This window comes from Congregibacter sp., from assembly GCF_965660375.1.
GTDB lineage: Bacteria > Pseudomonadota > Gammaproteobacteria > Pseudomonadales > Halieaceae > Congregibacter.
The window spans coordinates 1-12,302 of the sequence record NZ_CBFHZO010000076.1 but is presented as its reverse complement, the minus strand read 5'-3'; the positions used below and the strand labels follow the sequence as shown (position 1 = coordinate 12,302).

Genomic DNA, 12,302 nt, shown 5'->3' with positions numbered 1-12,302 from the left:
GACTCGGCGCGCACGTAGTTGGCAACGGTGACCGGCTCCGTGGCGAGGGCGCCCGCTGTTATTCCCAGGAGCGCGGTAAGGGCCGCAAACTGGTGCATCCTGAGACGCTTGTTTCGTGGCTTATTCAATGTCATGACCGGTTATCTCCCTATGATCGATAGCAAAATCGAAGTAGTTAATAAGGCCGGGGTTGCGTGATACGGCACGCATGGTCCTAGCTAAAGCGCATGTTCCTCCGGCGTGTAGCCCAGACTCCATACAAAATGAGCGTACCGCGTAACGGGCAATCCCGCCGGTCATTTCGCGCCATAAAAACGCTCGGTACGGGGGTGGCCGCGAAAATATGATGAATCGTTGATGGAAATCATGGTCTGCGCGCGTTGCACGACTTCCAAAACCACCTCGCTGGCGTTAAGGTTTTTTGGTTTAGGGGTGTCGAGGAATAAAAATGAAACTTAAATACTGTGCAGTAATTTTTATGACGGCCTTTCTCACGGTCGCCTGTGGGGGCGCCGAGCGCAAGGCCAACAAGTCGATGGCCAAGGTCAACGAAGAGCGATTGGCGCTGGTCGAAAAATACCAAAAGTGTGTGAAGAAGGCCGGGGATAACGAGGCGGAAGCGGCCGCCTGTGAGACCTATCGCAAATCAGCGGAGGCGCTCCAGTAGATAGGTTCTATATCTGGGCTCGTCTAGGTTAACGACAGTGCGCTAAAACAGTGCCCTAAAAGGCATGCCATTTGCGATATTCGGCTGGAGACGCTCCGCTGGCCCTGCGAAATGCGCGAGCAAAGTTCGAGGCATCTGTGTAGCCCAGCTCCGCCGCGATTTCCGCGACCGACATCGGCGAATCCCGAAGCCACTGCTGGGCGCGACAAAGCCTGGTTCGTGCGACTATCTCCGTGTAGCTGCATCCTTCCATGGCCAGGCGTCGCTGCAAATGACGCGTGCTGGTCCCCATGGACTCAGCCAGCATATCGATACTGACTTTGCCATCGCAGTCCAGAGATTCCACCAGATATTCCACGGCTGCCAGAAAGCCTTCGGGCATAGCTGGCACCGACGACCCAAAGGCTTGCGTCACCGCGTCGTGCGTCCACTGCGATACGGGCAGGCCCAGCGCTCGGCGGGGCACCGTGAACGATGTGTGCGGCTGCTGGGTACGCAGGTTCCCGGGAGACGCTTCGGATAGCCAGCTTCCCAGAAGCTCTGCGGTGCCGCTCCGCAGCGCCAGGTCATTGGGAATCCACTGTGGGCCAAGCCATTGCCGCAACGTGTTGATAGTCATCACCAAGGTGTAAGCATCGACAATCGCCGGGCCTATGCCATCACCCAGGGCCATGCGCTGATGGATGCGAACCGAGTCCTCTTCACAACTTAGCCACATGGTGCAGCCGTGGTTACTGTGATCAGCCATGAACCGAATGCCGCGATCGATGTAATCCCCGACCGTTGCAGAGCGACCCAGCAGGGAGCCATATCCCCCCAGATCAAGCACCGAGGTTCGCTCCGCCACTTTCTCCCCGAGCTCTGATACGTCCTCGGACTTCGAGACCAGTTCGAGAAAGCGATAACAGGAAACCAGTGAGAGAAGTCCTTCATTTTTGATGAGTTCAGAATGCGGCAGATTAGCTTTAGAGAGGCAGCGCTCTACGGGCACTCCCCAAGCCCCAAGACTGTTCGTAAAAGGTCGTAGGGAACTGCTGCGGACAAAATGCGTCTTCGAGGGGGCGGAGTGTCGGGCTGGAGACCGCGATGCGACAGCGTGGTTACTTGATTGATGCATGTCGCGATCTCCGTTCCTTGCTATGCGGTTCTATCGTTAAGCTAATCCTGCGTGCAATGGGCTCCGTGACGCATGACGCAAAACACTGCACTGATGAAGTGATGGGTGTTTTTTTTGCTCACAGGCTCGCAGTTTCTACAGGTCCGGTAGGGGATTCTCAGACCTGCCAAGCATCTTTTGGAGGCAAGCATGGAGGCATTGAATATCCTCCTCGCTGAAATCCACTGTGAATTTTTTGTTGGTGGATTTCGAGGCAGCATGTCCGCGGCGAACTGCATTGCGGCCCTCTTTGGTCACGGCAATAACAGTGGAGCGGCGATCCGAAGCGCTGGGAGTGCGCTCAATGAACTTCAGCTTTTCAATTCTGTCCAGATGCCGGGTGATGGCGGCGCCATTCACGCCAAGAAACTGTGCGAGATCGCCCGGTGTCGTTTTGTTGTCGTTTTGGATTGCGCTGAGAACGGCAAATGCTGCCCGCGTGATACCCAGGGGGGCAAGGCGGATTTCGAAGTCCTGTTCCATGGACCGAGTGACGCGCGTCAGCCAGTAGCCCGTGCTCCCACCGATCGAACCCTTATCGCTCATGCTTTTTGAATGCCCTTTTGATGTGACAATCGATTAAGGCCTTACATATACATCATAGGGTCAATAATTGACTCTATCAATTAATTAATCGTTGTCGATGTAGATGTGTCCGTAGCGATGATTCCTTACAGCGGTAGCTCAGATGTCTCCTTGATGCTCTCCATCACAAAACTGGCGGTCACATCAAAAAGATCTGCCTTGATGAGCTCCTGATACAAGCTGTCGTAGCCGGGCATATCGGCAACTACCGCCTTGATGAGATAGTCGATGTCGCCCCCCATACGATAGACCTCCAGTACTCCCGGAATGCCTTCCACAACGTCTCGAAACTGTGTGGCCCATTCACGGTTGTGCTGGTTCGTTTTCATAGAAATAAAGACGGTGAGGCTGAGTCCCACAGCCACCGGGTCCAGCAGGGTGACCTGGCCCCGAATAATGCCCTGATCCTCCAGCTTCTGGATGCGTCGCCAGCAGGCGGATTTGGACACTCCCACCTGTTCCGCCAGATCAGCGACGGACAAAGAGGCGTCTCGTTGGAGGCGGGTCAGAATCAAACGGTCTGTTTTGTCCACGGAAATAGCCTTGTTTGGGAGTCGTATGCAGCTGGTGCGGAATTAAATCACGATATTGGTAGGCATGGTGAAACAAAGTTTCGAATTTAAATAAATTAACGACCCAATTAGAGATCATATTTCGTCTCCTAAGGAATAGAATTCTCAAATGCTTTAATGGGTGGCATCAATGGATCAGCTTGTAGAACACATCAGAAACTCGGTTATCGGTGCGAACACCGCTATCACCACTCCCTTCGGCGTAAAACCGCTGGTGTATGCGGACTACACGGCGTCCGGACGCTCCCTGACCTTTGTTGAAGACTACATTCGCGATGAGGTGCTGCCGTTTTACGCCAACACCCATACCGAGAACTCTTTTAGCGGCGCGCAGACCACGGCGCTTCGCGAACAGGCCCGAGACGAGATTCGCAGGGCAGTTAACGCCGGTCAGGATGATCGCGTGGTTTTCTGCGGTCCGGGTGCTACTGCTGCGATCAACAAGCTCATCGATATTCTGCAAATGCGTTTGCCCCACGACCTGGATCGCCGCTTTGACCTCGCGGCTCAAATTCCCGTCGACGAACGGCCTGTGGTTTTTGTGGGACCTTACGAACATCACTCCAACGAGCTGCCCTGGCGGGAATCTGTAGCCGAGGTGGTGGTGATTCCGCTCACAAAGGAAGGGCAGCTGTGCGAAAACACGCTGGAAGAGAAGCTGGAGGAGTATCACCACAGACCGGTAAAAATCGGCAGCTTTTCGGCGGCCTCCAATGTCACGGGTATTCGCACCGACGTACTGAACGTAACCGGACTTTTGAAAGACCACGATGCCCTGGCGTTTTGGGACTATGCTGCGGCCGCGCCCTATGTGCCCATCGACATGAATGGGCCCGCAGCTATAGACGCGGTGTTTATCTCTCCCCACAAATTCATCGGCGGCCCGGGTACGCCTGGCGTCTTGGTTGCAAAACAGCAGCTTTTCACTAACTCCGTGCCGTCCACCGTCGGCGGAGGCACTGTGAGTTACGTGAGGCCTGAGGGTCACAGTTACATCGAAGATATTGAGCGCAGGGAGGAGGGAGGAACCCCGGCAATAGGAGAGTCGATTCGCGCGGGTCTGGTGTTCAAGCTGCAGCAGGCAGTGGGTACTAATGAAATAGAACGACGGGAAGCCGATTACCTCAAACGCGCCACGGATTTTCTCGCTAAATGTCCGAACATCGAAGTGTTGGGATGCGGTGATGTGCCGCGCGTGTCCATCATGTCCTTACGTTTCAAGCATGGGGAAAAAGATCTCCACTATGGTTTTGTCGTGGCGCTTCTCAATGACCTTTTTGGGATTCAGGTTCGCGGTGGATGTTCCTGCGCCGGACCCTATGGTCACAGCCTGCTCGCCATGGATCGGCAATACAGCCGGGCGCTGGAGAAAGAGATTCAGCGCGGAGCCGGTGTGTTGCGACCGGGCTGGGTGAGGCTGAATTTCAACTACTTTATAAGCGATGCCGAGTTCGATTATCTCTTGAATGCCTTAGCGCTGGTGGCGGACCATGGCTGGCGCATGCTCCCTTTCTATGAATTCGATGAAGAGACTGGAGTGTGGCGTTATCAGGGGCAGCCCATGAATCTTCCCTCTGATCTTCAGACTCACGATTTTCTGTCTTCCCCATTAAGTGACGATGACAGAGAATCGCGGCCCGTGCCCCTGGATGGCCAATGGGAGCGAGCGCTCGATGAACTGCTTCGCACCCGGCGTCAGGAACGTCACTATGCGTTAGCGCTATCCCAAGCCGCCGAGGCCTTGCGGTGGTTTGTTCTGCCTCAGGAGGTCAGCAGACAGTTGGGGCAATGGTCGTCGGAGCAAAATCAGGTTTGTGTGTAGTGTTTTTTGGCGTCTGCCAAAAAACCACTTAGACTTTTCTCTTCTCTGGGTAGTCAGTGAAAAGGCGCGACTTCTAAATGAGTTTCTGGACCTATCAGCGACCCTTCAGCTATGACACTCACGCCTGCCTCGTTGAGGTCAGCGTGGGTTTACAAAGCATGCAATCCCGTCTGTTTATCGATGGGGAGCTTCAGGACAGTCAGGAGCTTGTGTTTTCTGCCGGGTATCGCAACCCAGTGCATCGCGCGATTCTTTCCAGCGAGGGCAACGACGCGGAGCTTCGGGTAGAGGTGGGCTACATCAACTGGCTGTCGGTGGGTATAGAGGCCTTTGTTGATGGGCAACCGGTTTACGCGAGCCATCCGGACACGAGTATTCACTTTGCCGAGGAATCGCGCTTTCTTAAGGCGCTGCCCACTCAGGACCCCGAGGTCGCGAAAGCCGCTGCGGCGCGCTGGGAGCGCAACAAATATTCGATCTATGCTGACATCGGTCTTGGTGCCCTGTTTTTTCTGGTGGGAAAATTCACCGGCAATCTCACGCTCGCTGCGTTGATTGGAGCGGGAGCAGGGCTGGCGCTGGTTACGGCGCAACGTTTTATTCGCGTTGATCTTCTGGGGGGCTTTGCGGTGTTCGGGACGGTGATGCTTCTGGTCTCTGCTTTGTTCTCTCTGGCGTTCCAGAGTGATTTTATGGTGCAGATGAAGAGCACGATTCTGGGAGTCGCTTCGGCCCTGCTGTTTTTTACCGATGGCGCAATCCGCAAAGGTCAGTATTTTGGGGAGAGGATGCAGCGTTATATGCCCGAGCCCATAGATGCAGGGCGCATGGCTTTGGGTCTTGGGCTGCTCGGCTTGTTCATGGCCGGGGCCAACTACTTTGTGGCAACGCTTTTCAGTGAGGACACCTGGCTTACCTACACGACGTTTATCGATACCCCTTTGTCTATTGGTCTGGCCTACAGCGTGTATTTTTGGGCGCGGCGGGGCGCTCGCGAAGCCACAGCGCAGGCGTGATACCGGTCAGATAAGAGTTTCCATGGGATGAACCACAGCATAATTGTTGTGGCAGATCTTGACAGGCTTAATATGTCGATTATTCTAGACATATGGAAATAAGTAATGCCGTGTCGATGTTCTCAGCCCTCGCTCAGGAAACCCGCCTCGGTGCTTTTCGCCTTCTTGTGCAGGCCGGTCCTGACGGCCTGGCGGCAGGCGAGCTCAGCGAAGCGCTGGGCACGCCGCACAACACCATGTCGTTTCATCTGAGCCATTTGTCCCACGCCGGAATCATCTCGTCCCGAAAGCAGGGGCGGTCCGTCATTTACTCCGCCAACTTTGACATAACCCGTGATCTTATCGCGTTCATGGTCGAAGACTGCTGTAACGGCGCGTTTGCGAACATTCGCAAAGACAAAGAGGCGGGGTGTTCCATTATCGAGTTGAGTAACTTCTGCGAATCTGAGGACAAGGACAAGGACAAAGACAAGGGCATGGAGCAAAACCGTCAATGAAAAAAGTACTGGTGTTGTGCACGGGCAACTCCTGCCGTTCGGTGATGGCTGAGGCTCTCATCAATCACCTGGGTGCGGGACGTTACGAGGCGGTAAGTGCGGGTAGTTTTCCAGCCGGTTATGTCCATCCCAAGTCCCTCGAAACTTTGGCTCGTCACGCTGTGCCTGTCGCCAATCCCAGGAGTAAGTCCTGGGACGAGTTCTTAGACCATCGCTTCGATCTCCTTCTTACCGTCTGCGATCAGGCGGCGAAGGAGACCTGTCCTGCGTTTCCGGGGCGCTTTGAGCGTAAGCACTGGAGTATTCCTGATCCGGCCAAAGCGGAGGGAGCGGACGATGAGGTACGGCAAGCCTTTGATGACGCTTTTAATCTCCTGAAAAACCGAATTGAGGAAGATCTGCTGTGACCGGGGAGTCGCCGTCAACCATGGGCCTGTTTGAGCGCTATCTGTCCCTGTGGGTGGGTCTGTGCATTGTCGCCGGTGTTGCGCTGGGCGTCGTGATGCCGGGGGTATTTCAAGTTATTGCCGCTTTGGAATATGCCAGCGTTAACCTGGTGATCGCTGTTTTTATCTGGGTGATGATCTACCCGATGATGGTGAGCGTCGATTTTGCATCGCTCAAGGATGTGGGTAAAAAGCCCAAAGGTCTCTGCGTTACTTTGGTGGTGAACTGGCTGATCAAGCCCTTCACCATGGCGGCTTTGGGTGTGTTTTTCTTTGAGGTTGTTTTTGCGGGCTGGGTCGATCCCCAGAGCGCCAAAGAGTACGTAGCGGGAATGATTCTACTGGGGGTAGCGCCCTGTACAGCCATGGTGTTTGTCTGGAGTCAGCTGGTGCGCGGCGATGCGAATTACACCCTGGTTCAGGTTTCCATAAACGACATCATTATGGTGTTTGCCTTTGCGCCCATCGCGGCACTTCTTTTGGGCATTACCGATATCGTTGTACCCTGGCAGACGCTGCTGCTATCGGTTTTTCTGTACGTGATCATTCCTCTTGCCGCAGGCTACGCAACGCGCAAGGCGTTGGACGGTGCGGCGGGGAATGATCGCATTGATGAGTTTACGACCAGGGTCAAACCGTTTTCCGTGCTGGGACTTCTGGCAACGGTGGTACTGCTCTTTGGGTTTCAGGCGCAGACGATTATTGACAGGCCCCTGGTAATCGCCCTGATTGCGGTGCCGCTACTGATACAGAGCTACGGTATTTTTGCCCTGGCCTACGGATGGGCCTACCTTTGGCGCGTTCCCTTCGACACAGCAGCGCCCGCTGCTTTGATCGGTACCTCCAATTTTTTTGAGTTAGCCGTGGCCGTCGCGATCAGTCTTTTCGGTTTGAACTCCGGTGCCGCCCTGGCGACGGTGGTGGGGGTGCTCGTGGAGGTGCCAGTGATGCTGTCTCTCGTGGCTCTCGCGAATGCTACCCGGGGCTATTTTGAGGGCCGTGCGTGACGCTCGTGTTTGACGTTCGAGAAAAAGGCGTCGCCTAGCTCTCGCTGTCCACCGATTTCAGCGGTTCTGATTTCGGCAGAGGTTTTGAGGTCACCGGTGCTGACCAGGTGCAATTGGCACGAAAAATATCATTGATCAGCATTTCGAGATCGGCATAGGCGCGGTTTCTTCGCGCCTCCAACAAAGCTTCGATACGACTTGTCATCTCACCCGAGGTCCAGGTGACGTGGCTTGCGAGCAATACAAAGGCCTTTTGCGTGAGTACGGCGCCTTCTATCCCGGTGTTTCTGGGCTCCAGGGTGCGAAACCGCAGCAGGTCGTGCTCCCCAAGCCACACGAAAGTTTCGAAGCAGGCCTGGGAGCGCCGATCCGGCAGTCCCGTCATATCCCATTTGATAGGGCCGGTTGTATCCTCTACCAGCAGTAGATAGGGCACCGGAAAAGCAGAATACAGCGCGCAGAACACCTCGGCGCAGCAGTAGTGAAAATCATCAATATGCGTTGTTCTCATAGGGAGACATATCTTTATTGTGTTTCAAGGGATAACTCTATTATGACGCAAAAGCAGCGTTTTTTTTGTTGCCAGAATGCCCTCCGGTAATGCGTGGCAGGACAGGTCCATCTGCTACCATCCCCGCCATGGCAAATCACACAGAAAACCGCTTGCGTCGGGACATCGGATCCTTTGGTGCTGCTTTCCTGGTGCTAAACGGACTCATCGGCGCGGGGATATTCGCCCTTCCTGGAAAGGTCGCCGTTAACGCCGGTCTGCTCAGTCCCTGGTTGTTTTTAATCGTAGGGGCACTGTTTCTCAGCGTTGTTCTGGTGTTTGCGGAGCTGGCCAGCTATTACGATGAAACCGGGGGGCCGGTACTTTACGCGACCGATGCCTTTGGGCCCCTCGCCGGCTTTGGCACTGGGTGGCTGCTTTTTTTGTCGCGCACCACGGCCTTCGCTGCCAATGCCACGGTGATGGCCTCCTATCTGGGTTCGCTCTTCGAAGTGTTGGCAGGCGACGTGCCGCGAATGCTCATCATCACCACGGTGATTCTCGGGCTGACCTGGGCCAACATTCTCGGTGTTCGCGATGGTGTGCGTGCAATGGGGGTGTTCACTTTTCTCAAGGCGGCACCGTTGCTCGTTCTTGTGCTGCTCGGTTTTCAGTATGTGTCGGGGAGTACCCTATTGCCCTCGGCGGCGCTTCTCGTTGACGATCTGGGGAGTACGACCCTGCTCATGATTTATGCCTTTGTGGGCTTTGAGACGGTCGGTGTCACGGCGGGAGAAACGACTCACCCTCGCCGCACACTGCCCCGCGTGCTGGTAGCAACGGTGACGACGATCGGAGTTTTGTACTTTCTCATCGTCCTGGTTTTTGTGTCGGTGATTGACCAGGGCGATTATGCAAATGCCACCCTGGTGGATGTGGGAAGAGCCCTCGCGGGAACCGCAGGCGCCTTTGCCATTACCCTTGCCGCGGTTTTTTCCATCGGCGGCAACCTTGCGGGCTCCATGCTCGCAGCGCCCCGTCTGGTGTTTTCTCTTGCGGAGAACCGTCAGCTGCCCCGATGGTTTGCCCACGTACATCCGCGCTACGCCACGCCGGATCGCTGCATCGTCGTAATGGGTGCCCTTGCGCTGGGGCTTGCATTGACCGGATCGTTTGTGAAACTCGCCGTCGCCAGTTCCGTGGCACGTCTACTCAGTTACATTATTTGTATTGCATCCCTGCCCGCGATCCGTCGCCATGCCAGCGTCGCTGTGCGTCAGGATGCCTATCGGTTGAAAGGAGGTTATTTGATACCGGGCATGGGCCTGGCGATTTGTCTGTGGTTGCTGATGCAGTCCAAGGTGGAGTCCTGGATCGCCGTGGGTGTGCTGTTACTCGCAGGTTTTCTTTTCTATGCTTTCGAAAAACGCGTTGGTTTGGGGGAAAAGCTGTGAGCGTACCGTTCCAAAGTGTTGCCCCATGAGCGATGCCGAGTTTGATTTTATGGCTCGGGCGCTGGAGTTGGCCCATGAGGCAGCAAAGCAGGGTGAGGTCCCCGTAGGTGCGGTGGTGGCGCTTGATGGGCGTATCCTGGGGGAGGGCCGCAACGCCCAGATCGGTTCCGTGGACCCCACTGCTCACGCAGAGATTAACGCCCTGCGCGCCGCGGCCACCGCTTTGGAGAACTATCGCATGCCCGGTGCCACTCTCTATGTCACCTTGGAGCCCTGCAGCATGTGCTGCGGTGCACTGGTCCATGCGCGTATCAGCAGGCTGGTATTCGCAGCCCGGGAGCCCCGGGCCGGCGCCGTGATCAGCTCCCGGAAACTTCTGGATGAATCAGCATTCAATCATCATGTCGCCTGGCTCGAGGACGAACACAATGCGCCCGCAAGCGCTGCTTTGCTACGAAGTTTTTTCCGCGAGCGCCGCTGACACCGCGTTTTTACGGTTGTTTAGTATCAGGGGTTATTCCCTGCACCCGTGACTCAGCGAGGTCTATGAAGGCTCATAGTGCGCGAAGCTTCAAACCGCGGAGAGTCTCTGGCACCAGCTCTTCCGCATTCCGGGGAGCCTCAGGCCGCTCCGCGCGGGCCGTCTGCCAGCGGAGGATATTGTAGTAGTGACGGATGTTCTGCACGTAACGCACAGCCTCCAAGCCCCGGGCGTAGCCGTAGCGCAGGGTACGATAGTGCTGCGGTTCCTCCAGCAGCGGCAGGGTGTCCATGATGTCTTCCCAGAAATGGGGATCACCACCCCGTCGTTCGGTGAGCACCCGGGCGTCCTCCAAATGGCCCATGCCGATGTTGTAGGCCGCAAGAGCAAGCCAGCTTCGGTCCGGTTCCAAAATGTCCTCGGGTAGTCGTCGCCTGAGCTTCTTGAAGTAGCGCGCGCCACCACGAAGACTCTCCGCCGGGTCCGTGCGGTCGTCGATGTCCATTTCTTCAGCGGTGGCCAGGGTGAGCATCATCATGCCGCGAACCCCTGTGCGTGAGGTGGCCTCGGGATCCCAGTGAGACTCCTGATAGCTGATGGCCGCCAGAAGCTCCCAGGGGATTTTTTGTTCCTTTGCAACAATTTCAATGAGTTGCTGATAGCGGCTCAGATCTTTGCGGACCTTGCCGACAAACGTTTGTGAGTCCACCCGGGAAATAGCGTCGTCTCGATCAAAGTAGCGGGCACGGATGGCATCGATGCTCCCATCGGCCTGACGGCGTTCGAGAAAGTTATTCACTGCTGCCAGTAGCGGTGTGTCCTTGGCTGAGCGTGAGAGGTACCAGACAATCTCCTTCTCCGGGGCAAGATTGAAGGCAACCTCAAGCCTGGGCACCAGATTTTGCTGTATGAAAAAATCTCTGGAATCCACCACAGCCAGGTCGCTTTGATCCTCGTTGACCAATGCCAGGAGCGCGGCGGTGTCGCTGGCATCGATGCTGTCCCAGCTCAACCAATCCAGGCTCTCCTCACGCAGGCTCTCCAGTAGCCCTTCGTGACTGCTGTTGGTAAGCACCGCAAGACTCATATTCCTGAGGTCCTTGGGTTTGCGGGGTTTTTTCCGTCCCACTTTGTAAATCACCTGAGGTGTCTGTGTCGCATAACTCGTGGAGCTGGCAAAACGTGCACTGCGGGTCTCGGTGTGCGTCAATCCCGCGCCCGCGATGTCCGCTTCGCCCCGTTCCAGGGCCGCGAAAATCTCTTCGATGGAAAAGGCCTGGGAGACGACGAGTTCGACGCCCAACTCCTCCGCCAGCAGTGCCGCCAGGTCGTATTCAAACCCCTTGGGGCCCCCGCGCCCCAGGTAATAGGTGGTGGGGCCGTTGCGGGTGATCAGTCGAAGCTTACCGCGCTCCTGTATTGCTTCCTGCGTGTCGCCGTTCTGATTGCAGGCGGTCAGCAGGCAAGCCGTAAGCAGAGCGAAAAGACTGAGAAGCACGCGGAGATGAGCCATGGTTCGATTGTAACGCTTTAAAAGCCCCCCAAGACCTGCTTTTCTCTTAACGCCGCGCCGTGGTGGCGGTACAATTCCCCCTTCGCAGCTTCACGCTTTTGCCACCGAGAGATCCCCCTCTGATGCTCGTTATCCCTGGCGCTTCGGCCCTGTCCCCTTTCCGACAGCAAGCGTTGGAACAACGTTTACAGGAGCGATGGCCTGCGGTCAGTCTCCAGCGCTGTGGTTTTTTGCATGTTGTCGATGCAGAGCCGCTCGATGCAGAACGTGCTGCCCATTTGGCGGATCTGCTCCGCCAGGCAGCAATTCCGGACTTTTGCGCCCTTGAATCTTTGGAGGCGGGCAGCTGGCTTTTTGTTATGCCGCGTCCCGGCACTATTTCCCCGTGGTCCAGCAAGGCCACAGATATTGTGCGTCGCTGCGGGTTTGATGAGGTTCATCGCGTCGAGCGCATTTGTGCCTACGAGCTCGAGGGTCTCAAGCCGGGGACTCAGGACTGGAATGACCTTTCCGGCGAGCTCCACGATCGAATGGTGGAAGAGACCACGTGCACGCTCCCGGGGGTGGCCGCGCTGTTTTCCCAGCTTGCGCCGGCA

13 protein-coding genes and 1 pseudogene are annotated in these 12,302 nt (G+C 56.1%); 9 read left to right on the top strand and 5 right to left on the bottom strand.

The features are described from left to right. The first annotated feature begins 448 nt into the window (after positions 1–448). Complete coding sequence (locus ACTG3T_RS06795) at positions 449–667, top strand: hypothetical protein (protein WP_439101508.1); 219 nt, start codon at positions 449–451, stop codon at positions 665–667. A gap of 55 nt (positions 668–722) precedes the next feature. Here the strand turns inward: ACTG3T_RS06795 and ACTG3T_RS06790 are convergent, their stop codons facing one another. From ACTG3T_RS06790 to ACTG3T_RS06780, 3 genes are all read right to left on the bottom strand, one after another. Next, the gene (locus ACTG3T_RS06790) at positions 723–1,658 is read right to left on the bottom strand and encodes a helix-turn-helix domain-containing protein (RefSeq protein ID WP_439101507.1); all 936 of its coding nucleotides are present in this window, start codon (positions 1,656–1,658) and stop codon (positions 723–725) included. A gap of 261 nt (positions 1,659–1,919) precedes the next feature. Further along, a complete protein-coding gene (locus ACTG3T_RS06785) occupies positions 1,920–2,369 on the bottom strand; it encodes a MarR family winged helix-turn-helix transcriptional regulator (RefSeq protein ID WP_439101506.1) in 450 nt (149 codons plus the stop codon). Positions 2,370–2,494: 125 nt separating this feature from the next. Beyond that, positions 2,495–2,941: an Lrp/AsnC family transcriptional regulator gene (locus ACTG3T_RS06780; protein ID WP_439101505.1), complete on the bottom strand. Its 447-nt coding sequence runs from the start codon at positions 2,939–2,941 to the stop codon at positions 2,495–2,497. A gap of 169 nt (positions 2,942–3,110) precedes the next feature. Here ACTG3T_RS06780 and ACTG3T_RS06775 point away from each other — a divergent pair, with 169 nt between their 5' ends. The 5 genes from ACTG3T_RS06775 to arsB all read left to right on the top strand — a co-directional run bounded on the left by ACTG3T_RS06775 (position 3,111) and on the right by arsB (position 7,768). Further along, entirely contained in the window at positions 3,111–4,802 is a 1,692-nt protein-coding gene (locus tag ACTG3T_RS06775; protein WP_439101504.1) for an aminotransferase class V-fold PLP-dependent enzyme, read from the top strand. Positions 4,803–4,879: 77 nt separating this feature from the next. Beyond that, complete coding sequence (locus ACTG3T_RS06770; protein ID WP_439101503.1) at positions 4,880–5,818, top strand: septation protein IspZ; 939 nt, start codon at positions 4,880–4,882, stop codon at positions 5,816–5,818. Positions 5,819–5,910: 92 nt separating this feature from the next. Then, positions 5,911–6,315, top strand: a complete 405-nt coding sequence (locus tag ACTG3T_RS06765; protein WP_439101502.1) for an ArsR/SmtB family transcription factor — start codon at positions 5,911–5,913, stop codon at positions 6,313–6,315. Beyond that, complete coding sequence (locus ACTG3T_RS06760) at positions 6,312–6,722, top strand: arsenate reductase ArsC (protein WP_439101501.1); 411 nt, start codon at positions 6,312–6,314, stop codon at positions 6,720–6,722. Before ACTG3T_RS06765 ends, ACTG3T_RS06760 begins: the two co-directional genes overlap by 4 nt. Before the next feature lie 20 nt (positions 6,723–6,742). After that, positions 6,743–7,768: an ACR3 family arsenite efflux transporter gene (gene arsB, locus ACTG3T_RS06755; RefSeq protein WP_439101509.1), complete on the top strand. Its 1,026-nt coding sequence runs from the start codon at positions 6,743–6,745 to the stop codon at positions 7,766–7,768. 34 nt (positions 7,769–7,802) lie between these two features. Here arsB and ACTG3T_RS06750 read toward each other — a convergent pair whose 3' ends face one another. Continuing rightward, positions 7,803–8,279: a hypothetical protein gene (locus ACTG3T_RS06750; protein WP_439101500.1), complete on the bottom strand. Its 477-nt coding sequence runs from the start codon at positions 8,277–8,279 to the stop codon at positions 7,803–7,805. A gap of 128 nt (positions 8,280–8,407) precedes the next feature. On the opposite strand from ACTG3T_RS06750, the gene ACTG3T_RS06745 reads away from it, so the two are divergent. After that, complete coding sequence (locus ACTG3T_RS06745) at positions 8,408–9,712, top strand: APC family permease (protein ID WP_439101499.1); 1,305 nt, start codon at positions 8,408–8,410, stop codon at positions 9,710–9,712. A gap of 25 nt (positions 9,713–9,737) precedes the next feature. Then, positions 9,738–10,193, top strand: a complete 456-nt coding sequence (gene tadA / locus ACTG3T_RS06740; RefSeq protein ID WP_439101498.1) for a tRNA adenosine(34) deaminase TadA — start codon at positions 9,738–9,740, stop codon at positions 10,191–10,193. 73 nt (positions 10,194–10,266) lie between these two features. Here tadA and mltF read toward each other — a convergent pair whose 3' ends face one another. Continuing rightward, on the bottom strand, positions 10,267–11,706 hold the full coding sequence (gene mltF / locus ACTG3T_RS06735) for a membrane-bound lytic murein transglycosylase MltF (RefSeq protein WP_439101497.1): 1,440 nt from the start codon (positions 11,704–11,706) through the stop codon (positions 10,267–10,269). Between the two features lie 122 nt (positions 11,707–11,828). Between mltF and ACTG3T_RS06730 the strand changes: the two are divergent. Next, a pseudogene (locus tag ACTG3T_RS06730) lies at positions 11,829–12,302 on the top strand (phosphoribosylformylglycinamidine synthase); the annotation flags it as partial.

Excerpts from the sequence above, each read along its gene's own strand:
- ACTG3T_RS06750 (WP_439101500.1), bottom strand. The coding sequence starts at position 8,279 with ATGAGAACAACGCATATTGATGATTTTCACTACTGCTGCGCCGAGGTG.
- ACTG3T_RS06765 (WP_439101502.1), top strand. The coding sequence starts at position 5,911 with ATGGAAATAAGTAATGCCGTGTCGATGTTCTCAGCCCTCGCTCAGGAA.
- ACTG3T_RS06775 (WP_439101504.1), top strand. The coding sequence starts at position 3,111 with ATGGATCAGCTTGTAGAACACATCAGAAACTCGGTTATCGGTGCGAAC.
- ACTG3T_RS06745 (WP_439101499.1), top strand. The coding sequence starts at position 8,408 with ATGGCAAATCACACAGAAAACCGCTTGCGTCGGGACATCGGATCCTTT.
- arsB (WP_439101509.1), top strand. The coding sequence starts at position 6,743 with ATGGGCCTGTTTGAGCGCTATCTGTCCCTGTGGGTGGGTCTGTGCATT.
- ACTG3T_RS06760 (WP_439101501.1), top strand. The coding sequence starts at position 6,312 with ATGAAAAAAGTACTGGTGTTGTGCACGGGCAACTCCTGCCGTTCGGTG.
- ACTG3T_RS06795 (WP_439101508.1), top strand. The coding sequence starts at position 449 with ATGAAACTTAAATACTGTGCAGTAATTTTTATGACGGCCTTTCTCACG.
- mltF (WP_439101497.1), bottom strand. The coding sequence starts at position 11,706 with ATGGCTCATCTCCGCGTGCTTCTCAGTCTTTTCGCTCTGCTTACGGCT.
- ACTG3T_RS06770 (WP_439101503.1), top strand. The coding sequence starts at position 4,880 with ATGAGTTTCTGGACCTATCAGCGACCCTTCAGCTATGACACTCACGCC.
- ACTG3T_RS06785 (WP_439101506.1), bottom strand. The coding sequence starts at position 2,369 with ATGAGCGATAAGGGTTCGATCGGTGGGAGCACGGGCTACTGGCTGACG.
- tadA (WP_439101498.1), top strand. The coding sequence starts at position 9,738 with ATGAGCGATGCCGAGTTTGATTTTATGGCTCGGGCGCTGGAGTTGGCC.